Raw genomic sequence first — 13,513 nt, 5'->3', positions numbered from 1 at the left:
GCATATACCCCTCTTGGCTGGCTGGCTTGGGTATCTGCCATTATGGATTAGCCAATTCTTCCGATTACATCTCAACATTTAGCGGAAACTAGAGTCTGATATGCTGCACCTTTCAAAAAATATTGCCTAGCCCAGAGATAAATATCATCCAAACAAGAAGGATATAAAAACAAAGATATTCTCAATCTAGGTGCATAGAAAACATTATCTTCAACAGAAAGCAATAGCCTATATTGTCGAACACAAAATACATTTTTTATACATTCAAGATTTAAAAAATACAGTTTACTGATACAAAAGCTCTTAAAAATAAATGCCAAAATTCTTTCTATGACTACTTTTGAAGGATTTTTAGATGAAAGAAAAATGCTACATAATTGCGATAAACAAAATTATACCTGAAATGAAATAGCTGTGATATTTTGGGTAGTTTCGTTTGGGTGCCATGCTGTTTGTTGTAGTGCATAGATGGCAAATGGAGCGCAGTATATATGGTTTTTAGGCTTAAGTTTACCGTTAATAAACGGAGCAGTTATGGTATTAGTTTTTATGGATAGAATTTAAGAGGAAGTATTCACGTTGGGTTTGCTCATGTAATGGGCATATTAAGGAAGAACAAATATAGAACATATACACAAATCGATGTTTTCGGTGAGTTCTTCTACAAAAGTTCAGCATTTCTTAGTCGTCGAAGATGAGCAAGGTAAGCGCACCATCCCCTTAAAGGATTCAACCTGCTCAGTCGGTCGAGATCTCAGTAATTCGATTGTGATTCATTCACCCTCTGCTTCTCGACAACATGCACTGCTGATGAGGATTACCCTTCCTGATACGAGCTGTCATATGTTTCGCTTGATTGATGGTGATCTTCAAGGTAAACGCAGCAAAAATGGTTTGAGTGTGAATGGCCAGGCCTGTATTTCCCATGATTTAAAGCATGGTGATGAAATTGTTTTTGGTCAAGAAGTGCGCGCCAGATACTATATGACGAACAATGTTGCTGATGTTCACTTCTTGGAATCATGTGCTTCAGAAGAGGTCACGGGCTTTTTATCGAATCTCAATAATCCGCTGCAAACGCTCACGCCACCGGATGAGATACTCACTAGTGCGAATGAAGCTGCGCTGATTCGATTAGCGTCTTTTCCAGAGTTATTTTCAAACCCCATCATTGAGATTAACTTAACGGGCAAAATTACTTATATGAACCCCGCTGCCATGGCCCAATTCCCTCGGCTACAGGAGGTTCAAGCTGAACATCCTATCTTAGCTGGGTTAGTGGCTCTGACTGATCACCATAGCAATAAGTTTTTCGTGCGTGAGGTTGAAATTAACGATCAAGTATTTGAGCAATCGGGTCATTTTATTGCTGAAAGTGATTTGATCCGGATCTATCTTGTCGATATCACCGAACGAAAACAAACGGAGGCAGCTCTTCTAGATAGTGAGCGACGCTTTAGAGCGATTTTCAATCAGACGTTTCAGTTCTCAGGTCTCTTAAAACCAGATGGCATTTTATTGGAAGCAAACCAAACCGCTTTAGATTTTGGCGGACTTCGGATCGAGGATGTGGTGGATCAGCCCGTGTGGCAAGCTCGGTGGTGGACCACTTCAATAGCGACGCAACAGAAATTGCAGGCAGCTGTACTTGAAGCTGCGCAAGGAAGATTTATTCGTTATGAGGTAGAAGTTTTAGGCGCAAGAGATATGGTTGCTACCATTGATTTTTCCCTAAAACCAGTCCGAAATGAGCTGGGTGAAGTCATCTTGCTTATTTTTGAAGGGCGAGATATCAGCGATCGCAAACAATTTGAAGCCGCCTTGCAGCAAGCCCATAATGACTTGGAGGTACGTGTGCAACAGCGAACTGCAGAACTCAAACAAAGTAACGAACAACTTAGAAGTGAAATCGCGGAACGACAACGTGCTGAAGCAGCTTTGTACTCTAGCATTGCTACGAATCGAGCCTTAATTAATGCTATGCCGGACTGGATGTTCCGGTTAAATGCAGACGGCATATTTGTGAACTACAAAGATGCCCCGAATACCAAGCTGCCTATTCCCACTAAGGAGTTTCTAGATCAGCCCCTAGAGGATGTTTTTCCCCAAGAAGTCGCACAGCCTTTTAGGACCTGCATCAAGACAGCACTTGCCAGTAAGGAGATGCAGCTCTTCGAATATCAGCTAGAACAGGAGGGGAGCCGCTTGGTCTTTGAAGCCCGGATTGCTGTCAGCGATGAAAATGAGGTGATGGCAGTGATTCGCGATATTACTGAGCGCAAACGATCTGAAGAAGATATTCGCAATGCCCTGACCAAAGAGCGGGAACTGAACGAACTCAAGTCTCGATTTGTGGCCATGACCTCCCATGAGTTCAGAACACCCTTAGCCACCATTCTCTCCTCTGCAGAGTTGTTAGAGCACTACGGTCACAAATGGGACGATACCCGCAAGCTCAAACATTTATATCAGATTCAACAATCTGTTGAACATATGACGGGCTTGTTAAATGATGTGCTTTTACTCGGGAAAGCCGAATCGGGGAACCTCGCCTTCAAGCCCGTACCCATACAACTAACCGAGTTTTGCCGAGGTCTGGCCGAAGAGCTGCAAATTACATCCAACACCCATGAGATTGTGTGCCGTTTGCAAGAGCAAACCACAGAAACTCGCATGGACGAGAAAATGCTCCGGCATATCTTTACAAATTTATTGTCGAATGCGATCAAATACTCTCCTCAAGGGGGAACCATAAATTTTGACTTGGTCTTTGAAAATGAGTATGCCGTTTTTCAGGTCAAAGACTACGGTTTAGGGATTCCTCAAATGGAATGCGATCGCGTTTTTAATTCCTTTAATCGCGCCAGCAACGTTGGCAATATTTCGGGGACAGGATTAGGTTTGGCCATCGTCAAACGTTCTGTTGACTTGCATGGGGGTGAAATCTCGCTCACCAGCCAAGAAAAGGTAGGCACAACCTTTACTGTGCGACTTCCAATTAACCAAAGGGTAGAGCAAGATGGCTAAGATCTTAGTGATTGAAGATGAAGAGTTAGTGAGAGCTAATATCGCTGAACTCTTAGATGCAGAAGAACATGCGGTCGTTACCGCTGAGAATGGCTTTTTAGGAGCACTGTGGGCCCAAGAGCATCTGCCTGATCTGATCATTTGTGATGTAATGATGCCAGAACTCAGTGGCTATGAAGTACTGGCAACACTGAGCGAGAATCCAGATACAGCCATGATTCCGTTTATCTTTCTGACAGCAATGGCGGATAAGTCGGAAATTCGTCAAGGGATGACTTCTGGAGCAGATGATTATCTGACTAAACCTTTTTCCAGAGCCGAGCTGCTGGAGGCTGTCAATACTCGCCTAGCGAAGCGTGAAATCGTCCACCGCCAATATAATCGCGAGTATCAGCGAGCAGAACAATTACAGGAGAAAATCTCTAAAATTCAGACGAGTACTGAGGTGAAAGAGCATGTCATTGAGCAATTGCAACAAGATTTAAAAAAATCCATTCCTAAGCTGAGTTTGGCAATTCAGATGTTGTCTAAATTAGAACCGGGTGCGCGTCGGGATTGTTGCTTGCAAATTCTAAAAGAAGCCTGCACTGATGAAATCTCTTTGCTCAATCAAATTCCTGATGCACAGGCTGTTTTAACACCTGAAAGTTCGGCGCTTTTCCGTGAGCTGGAAACCGTTGATTCTCGGGTCTAGCTCAACCGCTGCCGTTCACTCAGGATCAGGTCTCCGATTAATTGGCGGGCCTTGGCACCATTTCCCAGCCAAAATCATCCAAACTGAAGGGCTGTAGAACTCAGTTTGTTAGTTTGCCCACTCTCGTGGGCATTGTTGTAATAGGTAGAGAATAGGCAGCGAAATCGATGGCAAAGCGATCACTCAATGCCTCAGAACGGGGACAAATTATCGCGAAACAAGCCTTCCAGCGGACCGGATGGACCCAAGCTTATTTAGCAGAGCAGGTGGGGTTAGAAACTCGACAGTCGGTTTGGAAGTTCTTTACAGGGCGTCCAATTGAACGGCATATTTTTATTGACTTATGCTTTCAGCTGGATTTGGAATGGCAAGAAATTGCGATCTTGCCTCAGTTGCAGATCCCCAGTACAACCGTTTCGGCCGAACAGACCGATCTGGAGATTGATACCTGGGTGCAAAAAGTGCGATCGCAACTCCGGGGACAAGTCCAAGCTCAATGTGGTGCCTTGCAATCGTCCTTAGATATCAGTCAGCCCATTCAACTGAGCCGCATTTATACGGGCGTGAACTTCCTCTCCGAACTCAGCCATCAACAGTGGCTAGAAGTCTCCGATTTGCAGCGCAGTGGCACCCAAAACAGTGAGCCCCCCCTTGTTTCTCACCCGCCGACCCTAACCAGTCTAGAAATTCTCCAAAACCAAGATAAAGTCGTTGTTTTAGGCAAGCCTGGTGCCGGTAAAACCACCTTTCTTTGCCATATGGCTTTGGAATGTAATGAAGGTCGATACAAACCGGAATGCATCCCCATATTTCTGCCCTTACGAACCTTTGCGACTCAACTGCAAGAATCAGAAGAGACTAGCTTACCTACCTATCTTCAGCAACTTTGGCAACGCTGTGGTCTAGAGATGCAACACGTTAAAGATTTGTTGGATCGCGGTCGCGTCTTGCTGCTGCTGGATGGCTTAGATGAAGTCCCAGCCTCTCTTAGCCAAACGATTCTGACTCAGATTCAACAGTTTTCGGAGGAGTATTATCGCAACCAAATCTTGATTACCTGCCGAATAGAAGCTCAGCAGTATCATTTCCGCGGCTTTCACTATATCGAACTGGCTGATTTTCAACAAAGTCAGGTCGAATCCTTTGCTCGCCGCTACTTTGTGGCCACGGCCCGCAACTCCAAGACTGCGGGACTGACACAAGCCACCCAATTTTTGCAACAGCTTCAGCAGCCTGAAAATCAGGCGCTGCACAACTTAACGGCTTCCCCGCTGCTATTAGGGCTGATTTGCTCCATCTTCCAGCAGCGGATGGCATTCCCCACCAAGCGCGCCAAACTGTACCAAGCAGGGCTAGAAATCTTGCTGGAACGGTGGGATCAAGCGCGGGGCATTCAACGAGAAACAGATGAGTGGTCGCTGTCGAAACCAGAGACCATCACCTTACTCTGTCAAATTGCCGCCACGACCTTTACTGAAGGAAACTACTATTTTGAGCAACGCCAAGTTTTGAATTTGATTGTGGACTATTTGCAATCAACGGCGACTGAAGCCTTAGATTTTGAGACCCTATGGTCTCGGAGCACTGTCATTTTGAAAAGTATTGAACTACAGTCAGGCCTTCTAGTACAACGTGCCAAAGAAGTTTATTCCTTTTCCCATTTGACGTTTCAGGAATATTTGACCGCTCGTAAAATCATTGCTGCTACCTCAGAGTCGCAGAACTCACTCCAAGAATTGACCACACGGATCACGGATGCGAGATGGCGAGAAGTGATCTTACTAACGGCCAGCTTATTACCGAATGCGGATACCTTTATTCAGCACCTTCATCAGCAGCTAACCTTACTGGTTCAAACGAATCCAGATTTGCGGGCATTTCTAGATGCTATCCGGGCTAAGGCTAGTACCGTCGAGATCGGTGATCAGCCGTTACCCACCACAGCGGTCTACCTCAGCCTGTTACTCCGACAAGATCTAGACTGGGTCAACTGTATCGATCCGACGTTAACGCAAAACCTACCCACCGATATCGCCCTGGATTATGCTCTATGTCTAACCCTTAAAACCCTGCGGCAAGGCACTCAGGACCGCTCAACGTCTTTTCTGCCGACCTTCTGCGCGATTGAAGAAAGTATGTGCGCTAATTCTCAGTTATGGCAAGCTCTCCAACAGCTCAAAGCCCAACTCCCATTCGACACTAATCGCGAGAAGCTCCAGACTTGGAGTGAGGAACAGGGGCAACAATGGCAAGCCGAGTTACAGGCTCTGATGATTGAGCATCGCGGATTCCAAGCAGAATGGCTGGAAGGGTTAGAAGAACAAGATATCTTCCAGCAATACCATACGGCCCTCCAAATTTTAGTGGAGTGTCTGTATGGGGACTGCTATGTGTCATCTCAGACTCGAACGGCGCTAGAGGCCGAGCTATTTACCTTACCCTTGGCATTGACGTCTTAATAGACCTTAGCTCTCGTCAACCGCAGTGGCTCTTCATATGAACGTTGTCTATCAGCCATGATAAAGATATTCATGGGTTTTGCGGCGAATCTGAAGACCTATGCCACAATAAAAACAACATGTGGTGGAGAGAATAAAAAATGCAACCGATCCGTCAAGGTGATGTAATACTCAGACCTTTGTCGAACGCTACACTGAGCTTAGGTCGTCCCCTTCCACACTTAACGTTAGCGGAGGGAGAAGTCACCGGTCATAGCCATCGGATTAGTAATGGTGAAGCCGAACTCTTTGAAAAAGATGGCACGCTCTACCTGAGAGTCTTATCTCCTCAAGCCACACTCACCCACGAAGAGCATCACGCTCTGGCGATTCCCCAGGGAACTTGGCAGATTCGGATTCAGCGAGAATACGAACCTGAAGGTTGGCGCTATGTTGCCGATTAGCGCCTTAGCGCCTCACCAAGATCATCAACTCCAAACCTATACCCAACGCTGGCGAGCGGTTGCTTGTTCCACAACTCCCGTCGACCGCCAACAAGCAGAAGCAACGATCCAGCAGTGTTATGCATGGATGGGTAAACCCCAACCGGAGATCTTGTTCTTTGCCGGACCGTTAGAAGTCCAATCGTTTGTCCAAACGTACCGTATTGATCAGTTCCTCCATCAGTTTGGTGTGCCGATGTTGGTGCTTCCCTTAGCCATGCAGTTAAGCCATCACGTGCAGGCTCAGCTCACCCCTGAATTCTTGTTGGATATTAATGAACGGCTCAAGATTACGGAGTTGGCCGCTTTATCTGCCAGCTTACATCTGACCACGTGGATGCCCATAGCCGAATTATTACCTTGGGGCACCCATGAGTTTGGAGGGCCAAGTGAGCCGGGACGAGAGTGGTCCACTAATCTCCTGGAACAACTGTGGCAGCAGCAACAGACGGAATGGCGGCAAACATTACAGCAACAGCCAGGAGGCGATCTGCTGCTCCAGCTGGGAGATACCTTTTGGCAATGGGGGGAACCGGTTGGCCAAGCCTTGGAAGATGTCTTTTCCCCTGTGCGACAACAGCCTGATATTCAGACTTGGGAACAGGGAATGCACCAGATGTTGGCGACCGTAGGGCTAGTCGGAATGGGATGGCAGGCCCTGACTCGGACAACAGACGTCCTTCATCCCTGCCTGTTGGACTTTTGTGTTGAAGTGTTGAATTGTGATTATGACGTCCAGGCATGGGAGCAGTTGCGATCGCTCTCGATCCATTGCGGTTTACTGCTCCCTTGTGAAAAATCCTGCTTCGTCTTTGATCGCCCCTTACGGTGCCTGGCTGATCCTGAAGGACGGCTGCATGATGAAGGCGGGCCTGCTCTCCAGTTTGCGGATGGGTATCAAAGTTATCAGTTTCATGGCGTTCAACTCCCAGAACGATATGGAACCGTTCATCCCCAACGATGGCAAGCAGACTGGCTGTTGCATGAACAGAATGCTGAATTGCGGCGGGTTTTGATGCAGGGCATTGGCTATGACCGCCTTTGTCAGGAACTGCAGGCCGAATCCCTGGATACGTGGCGAGAATATGCGTTGTTACGAGTTGCTCCGACGATTGATGTGGAACCGATTTATTTATTGAAAATGACCTGTCCCAGTACGGGCTATATTCATGCCACTCGGGTTCCCCCCAGTATCCAATCAGCACGGGAAGCCATTCGTTGGGTCAATTGGGATACGGATCCAGAAGAGTTTGCCCAAGAATCTTAAAGGCTGGGGCAAAACGCCGGATGTGAGTGATCACGTTTGACGCGGTGCCTTAAGCCTTCTGCCAACCTTGTTGGGGGTATTTGAATATGTAAAAGCGGATGCGATCGCAGCCGGTCTCTCTCCCCTTAATCCAGAGGCAAGGGCCATGCAGTCTGGGCGGTTAATGGTGAAGCGAATTAAAGCGCTGGCTGCAGTATCCGCAGCCCCCTTCACAAGGAGTACCAGACTTCTGAAGGTTCGGGTGATCTGGTTAATGCCATCACTTCCTGCTGCCAGTAATCCTATAGTCATCAGTACTAAAAATGTAAAGCAGTGGGTTGCCACTCAAATCAGGTACGGGGGAAAACATGCAAACAATTGAAATAAGGCGATTTCAGTAAGTTTTCAAGATTATATTCAATTTTATTGACTAATTTTAACGGATCTAACTGGTTAGGTATGCTACAGTTTTTTTTGGAAAGGTTTGCTCATCTCCTCCAAAAACTAGCTTTGCAAGATGATAGTAAAGCAACCCAGTGTGGTGTTGGTTTTCTAGCAGTGATGACATCAATTAGAGCACTTCTGCATCGGCAATTTTAAAGATCCCAAGTTACTACTCAGGCACTACATTTAGAATTTTGGTTTTTCAAAACACTACATATGGTGTTTGCTATTAATCTCCAAACATCAAAATAATCGAAATTCTCAATAAGGAGTTGAATTGCCCATTTTATTGAGAATTAAAATCCAAGCAAAAATTGAGTGTAAGTTTTTACTATAAGTGAGTTTAGGGGTTTTAGGGATAGCCTGAGTAGTTACGATCCCTAATCATTCAACTGTGCCGTTGAAGGAGTAAGTCCAACTAATGACTTAACCTCAAATCTTTGCAAGTGAGTTCCATTCATGTCTCTTGGGTTGGGGCTTATAGAGAGTGCATTGTAGTTTGAATCATGGGAGCTAATGGAGATAAATTCCTCAATGACTGCTCCTGAATATTGCACTGGTACTGGGTCATTTATCCCGAGGGACTGTATCCGTAATGCTGACAGTTCTCAAAAAAATTTTAGTTTGCTGAAGGTGCATAAATTTGTTCAGTAAATCTGGAATATAGGGTAAGAGCAGCATTCTCAAAGCAGCTTCTGTTTTAAAAGTAGGCGTTTAAGGACGATTCAATATGAATGATCGAGAGTTGGAAACATTCTTCAAATCACCTTCTTCCAACACCTTTGATTCATCGCTAGCGGGTAGTTTTCAGGAACATAATCAAAGTATTTTTGGGGAGTCTCTGAGTTCTGAGCCCCAAGGGATGCCCAGTCTTGAAGATGTGTTCCAGTCTATTGTGCAAGAGCGCAGCCAGGACGCCGAGGGAAGTGACCTTGAAGACGATGCGAATAGTGAGCAAGCCTCAACCACAGGATTTTTAGCGCCCACGAATTTCTCTGCTGACCAAGTGGTGGCTCATTTGCCTGGGTTAGGAGCTGCTCTGGAATCAGGGAGTTGGCTTTTGGATCAAGGCACCCATGCGGTTGAGCAGGCGGTAGAAAGTGGTTCTCTGTTTGCGAAGGATCAGTTGGAAGCACTGTCTGATACAGTTCAAAGCACGATTAATGATGCTTGGGAGAACTGGAACGATCCCAATAACAGTCTGCATAATACCCTGGATCGCAAACTGGCAGAGACGGTGGAGGATGCCCATGAGTTGGCAAATGAAGTGGGTCGTAGTGAGTATTGGGCCAGGTTTAAGCAACGCTATAACCAAGCCATAGACTCTATGAGTGCCTTTACCGAAAAGGTGTCTGAGGCATTAGGATATGGGGCGACAACTTCGGATATTGCCAAGGAGGAAGCTGCTTTAGAGGCTGCGACTTCCAGATTGGCAGATAATCTGATGGATTTGACTGAGGATCCTGATTTTGAGGCCACGATTAAAACGGCTTTTGGGGATCAGGTGGATGTTACCGAGGTGGAAGAACTCATTGAGGGGCTTGCTGAGGGTGAGGCTGGTCCTGAGATTGAAGTGATTGATGGAGAGAAGTTGGCGGGGTTAGGCGCTTTTGGTGATGGTCGGATCTTTATTTCCGATGAAACGCTAGCTGAGGGTGCAGATAATCCTGAAGTCCTTGATAGGGTGCTGTTGGAAGAAGTTGGGCATTACTTAGATCAGGAGTTGAATGATGTTGATTCACCGGGTGATGAAGGAGCGATTTTTGCAGGGTTAGCTCAGGGAGAAAACTTTTCTGATAATGAGTTACAAGACCTAAAAAATGAAGATGATAGCTCTGCGCTAATTATTGATGGTAAGACAATAGTTGTTGAAAATTCTAAGTCGTCTGATGAAGAAAGAGATCGAGAAATCGAAAGGCTTAAAGCAGAGGCAGAGCAACTAGCAACTGTAAGTCCCTATGCTTCTCAGGCAATAAATGGGGAAGCAAAGGATTTACGAAAGATTGCAAAACTGGAGGAAACGTCAGAGCAACTAGCAACTGCAAGTCCCTATGCTTCTCAGGCAATAAATGAGGAAGCAAAAGACCTGCGTAAAGAGACGCATTTCTATTCAAATGCTGACCAGTCTGATGTTTTACTGAGCTATAGTTCCTCGGGAAGTATGCTCACTGGTGAAAGGGTTGAGCAATGGCAACAGGATTTAAAGGATCTTGGGTATGACATTGAGGTAGATGGATACTTCGGCCCCCAAACTGATGAGATTACTCGACAATTCCAAGAAGATCATAATCTGACAAAAATTGATGGCATAGTTGGACCAGAAACTCTAGCTGCTTTAGAAGCAGCTAGTACAAGTACAGGGACTGAGGCAGCTGCTGAGCAGGAATCTTCCGAGACTGCCCAGATAGAGGAGCAGTTAAGGAATGAAATCGAGTCACTCAGCGAGCAAATTGATGGTCTAGGAACATCTAGCTCATCTGTTACTCAGGCTTTACTTGATGAGCTGACTCCTCTAGAAGAAGAGCTTGATAAAATTGAACTTGAAGAAACGATTGAGAGCTTGGGAACATCTAGCCCTTCTGTTACACAGGCTTTACAAAATGAGCTGAATGCAACCGAAACAGAGCTTGCTGAAGGTGAAGCTAATGACGATGTCTACATTGGGGAGGCACCATATAGCTTGCCGCTGAGTGTAGAGCAGCTTATTGATCGATACGATGAGATAGAGGAGAGGGTCCAGAACTGGCCAGGAACTGATAATGATCCAATCTTCGATCGATTAGTCCGCGATTTGCATACTACCCGAGACGAGATAGTGTTTAGATCGCCTGATCGGCAGGATGCGGAACGGGTACTTGAAAAATATGATGAGTTGAATCAGAAAGTCCAGAATTGGCAGGGTACTGATAACGATCCAACGTTGGATCGGTTAGTCCGCGATTTGCATGCTACCCGCGATGAGTTATTAGGTGATTTAACTGGTGACTCTTCATCGGCAGGTGGAGACGAGGAAAGCTCAGGTGCTACTACACAAGTAACTGATGAAAAACCTGTGCATCTGATGAGTATAAAAGAGAGAGGTATAGAAATATTAGAGCAAATTGGTGGTGACATCGGACCAGAATTTAAGGAACAGTTACGGGAATTATTTGACCCAACAACTATCGCTTTTATTCTTCTTGAGGGTGCTGTAGCTGCTACTCCTATCGGTTGGTTTATCAAAGGTAAGGAGTTTGCTGAAGCGTCAAAGAGATTATATGATTTTGCTTTTTTGGTGAAGAACGCTGACAGTGAGGAGGATTTGAGTCAAGCCAGCGAAATTATAGCAGAAGCAGTTGTTGATGGAGCGATAGGTCTTGTTCTTGGCATTGATCTCACGAAAAAAGGTGGTGCGTCTGGTTCTAATAAACCAGATGATGCTTCCAACTCTAACTCTGATGCTGATAATGGGAAAAACCAACATAGTTGTTTCACTAGCAGTTTTATTGCAGGCACGGAAGTATTAACACCTGAAGGAGAGAAAAATATTGAGGACCTTCAAATTGGAGATTGGGTAATTGCTGATAATCCTACTACCCCTGGAGAAGTTGAACCTCGTCAAGTCCTAAATACTTTTTCTCGTGAGGTTGATACCATCATCGAACTCAATGTTGATGGAGAAATTATTTCTACGACGACTGAACATCCATTCTGGGTTGAAGGTGAAGGTTGGGTTGAAGCTGAAAACCTAGAAGTAGGAATGATGTTGCAAACTGATGAAGAAACGTTTGTGGAGATTGATCGTGTTAGTCAACGTGATGGTGATTTTGATGTCTTCAATTTTGAGGTTCATGACTTCCATACGTACTTCGTTTCTGATCAAGAGATTTTAGTTCACAATTGTGGAAATGAAGAGTTCCCAAATGCCGTAAATGATCCGTATGCTGTTGTAAATGCCTTGTCGGACTTTGAATCTAAAAATTTCTTTATAAATGGTCAACAGCTTCTACTTGAGAAAAGCCGCATGAAAGAAATTCTCGAACGACACCATCCATCCTACTATGATGGTTCGGAAAGTGAGGTGCAGTCTTTTTTTCCAAAAAAGACCTCCATTGATGAAATAACGAATTCGATAACTGAGGTTCTAAAGCAAAATCCAGAGAGAGTTGCAGATATCGGAGCAAATGGAGTTGGCCAAATGAAAGGTATTGTAAACGGTGTAGAGTATACACTTGGGTTATATAAGGGACATATTGGCCAGTTTTATCCCTCCTAAGTTAACGAAAGCTAATTTTTGTTCCGCGTTGGGGCAAAAAGAACTGAGATTGGAGCCTTTATGGAGATTACAACGCCGCATAGGTTAAATTATCAGCTGATGTCGTACCCTTATGTTTCTGAGCGATCACGTGATCAACCTCATGGGTATAGAAACTAAGGGTGTTCGGCAACAGACAGTATTCACAACAATTATTAGCTCGATCTTCCACTTGAAGACGGAGTGGGACAGGAATTTTGCTCATACTTTAAATAATGTAGCAAGATAGGGTAGACAACCAGACTTGAGCAAGGCCATAAGATGTTCAATTGGTTCATAGGCATCTAATTCTCGTCCCTCCTCTGATGCAATATCTCTTTCATCACTCCGCAATAGCAGATATTTGAAGGCGATCTTGCATTTGTTGAGTCGGTCGGAAAGCCGCCCCTTGTTCTAGCGTTGGCTGGCTCGTCAGAAAGTTCAAGAGGTAGTGGTCAACCTGTGCTGTGAGCGCAGAAGGCCGTAAACATTGATAAAGTAGCTTCGGTCACTGATGCTGAATTGGAGACAGTTTTTTCATCAAATTATCAGGAATCTCAATCGTTAACAACGCCATTCTGCCGAGCCTCCTGTTAAGTTCTCATATTGATTCTCAACCCTAATCTCCATGATAGGTCCACATCCTTAGGACTTTAACGATCCGTTGATCATCGATAACCTGATAAACCGATCGGTGTTGAATGTTAATCCGCCGAGAAAAAGTCGGTTCAGACGTCCCCTTAAGCTTTTCAAACGAAGGCGGAGATTGATAGGGGTTCACAGCCAAGATATCCAATAGCTGTTGCGCTTGTCCCTTTAGATTGGCAGCAGCCAGCTTCAAAGCATCCTTCTGAGCCTGCTTCGTATACTTAAGTGTCCACATCTAGG

The 13,513-nt window shown here is 45.3% G+C and carries 8 protein-coding genes and 1 pseudogene; 7 read left to right on the top strand and 2 right to left on the bottom strand.

Annotated elements, in window-relative coordinates; translation table 11 throughout:
- Nucleotides 1–642: 642 nt before the first annotated feature.
- The 7 genes and pseudogenes from Q0986_RS03275 to Q0986_RS03245 all read left to right on the top strand — a co-directional run bounded on the left by Q0986_RS03275 (nt 643) and on the right by Q0986_RS03245 (nt 12,607).
- Nucleotides 643–3,027 (top strand): ATP-binding protein, encoded by a 2,385-nt coding sequence (locus Q0986_RS03275; RefSeq protein WP_299403702.1) that lies wholly within the window; start codon nt 643–645, stop codon nt 3,025–3,027.
- On the top strand, nt 3,020–3,721 hold the full coding sequence (locus Q0986_RS03270; protein WP_299403698.1) for a response regulator: 702 nt from the start codon (nt 3,020–3,022) through the stop codon (nt 3,719–3,721). The genes Q0986_RS03275 and Q0986_RS03270 overlap by 8 nt, the downstream gene beginning before the upstream one ends.
- Before the next feature lie 167 nt (nt 3,722–3,888).
- The gene (locus Q0986_RS03265) at nt 3,889–6,180 is read left to right on the top strand and encodes an NACHT domain-containing NTPase (RefSeq protein ID WP_299403694.1); all 2,292 of its coding nucleotides are present in this window, start codon (nt 3,889–3,891) and stop codon (nt 6,178–6,180) included.
- Between the two features lie 140 nt (nt 6,181–6,320).
- Nucleotides 6,321–6,623: a hypothetical protein gene (locus Q0986_RS03260; RefSeq protein ID WP_299403690.1), complete on the top strand. Its 303-nt coding sequence runs from the start codon at nt 6,321–6,323 to the stop codon at nt 6,621–6,623.
- Entirely contained in the window at nt 6,610–7,929 is a 1,320-nt protein-coding gene (locus tag Q0986_RS03255; protein ID WP_299403687.1) for a DUF6745 domain-containing protein, read from the top strand. Before Q0986_RS03260 ends, Q0986_RS03255 begins: the two co-directional genes overlap by 14 nt.
- 55 nt (nt 7,930–7,984) lie before the next feature.
- Nucleotides 7,985–8,107: pseudogene (locus Q0986_RS22860) on the top strand (Zeta toxin family protein); the annotation flags it as partial.
- A 975-nt stretch (nt 8,108–9,082) separates the two neighbouring features.
- Nucleotides 9,083–12,607 carry a polymorphic toxin-type HINT domain-containing protein gene (locus Q0986_RS03245; RefSeq protein ID WP_299403679.1) on the top strand — a complete coding sequence of 1,175 codons (3,525 nt, stop codon included), beginning with the start codon at nt 9,083–9,085 and terminating at the stop codon, nt 12,605–12,607.
- A 67-nt stretch (nt 12,608–12,674) separates the two neighbouring features.
- Here Q0986_RS03245 and Q0986_RS22855 read toward each other — a convergent pair whose 3' ends face one another.
- Nucleotides 12,675–12,851: an HNH endonuclease signature motif containing protein gene (locus tag Q0986_RS22855; RefSeq protein WP_366918499.1), complete on the bottom strand. Its 177-nt coding sequence runs from the start codon at nt 12,849–12,851 to the stop codon at nt 12,675–12,677.
- Between the two features lie 393 nt (nt 12,852–13,244).
- On the bottom strand, nt 13,245–13,508 hold the full coding sequence (locus Q0986_RS03240) for a Txe/YoeB family addiction module toxin (RefSeq protein ID WP_299403675.1): 264 nt from the start codon (nt 13,506–13,508) through the stop codon (nt 13,245–13,247).
- Nucleotides 13,509–13,513: the final 5 nt, after the last annotated feature.

Source organism: Acaryochloris sp. IP29b_bin.148, assembly GCF_028285565.1.
In the GTDB taxonomy this organism is placed as follows: Bacteria; Cyanobacteriota; Cyanobacteriia; order Thermosynechococcales; family Thermosynechococcaceae; genus Acaryochloris.
Note: the sequence above shows the minus strand (reverse complement) of the source record. Positions and strands in the feature narration are given on the sequence as shown.

Bases quoted from the DNA above. Each gene is read 5' to 3' on its own strand.
- Q0986_RS03255 (WP_299403687.1), top strand. From the start codon at position 6,610: ATGTTGCCGATTAGCGCCTTAGCGCCTCACCAAGATCATCAACTCCAA.
- Q0986_RS03265 (WP_299403694.1), top strand. From the start codon at position 3,889: ATGGCAAAGCGATCACTCAATGCCTCAGAACGGGGACAAATTATCGCG.
- Q0986_RS03275 (WP_299403702.1), top strand. From the start codon at position 643: ATGTTTTCGGTGAGTTCTTCTACAAAAGTTCAGCATTTCTTAGTCGTC.
- Q0986_RS22855 (WP_366918499.1), bottom strand. From the start codon at position 12,851: ATGAGCAAAATTCCTGTCCCACTCCGTCTTCAAGTGGAAGATCGAGCT.
- Q0986_RS03270 (WP_299403698.1), top strand. From the start codon at position 3,020: ATGGCTAAGATCTTAGTGATTGAAGATGAAGAGTTAGTGAGAGCTAAT.
- Q0986_RS03260 (WP_299403690.1), top strand. From the start codon at position 6,321: ATGCAACCGATCCGTCAAGGTGATGTAATACTCAGACCTTTGTCGAAC.
- Q0986_RS03240 (WP_299403675.1), bottom strand. From the start codon at position 13,508: ATGTGGACACTTAAGTATACGAAGCAGGCTCAGAAGGATGCTTTGAAG.
- Q0986_RS03245 (WP_299403679.1), top strand. From the start codon at position 9,083: ATGAATGATCGAGAGTTGGAAACATTCTTCAAATCACCTTCTTCCAAC.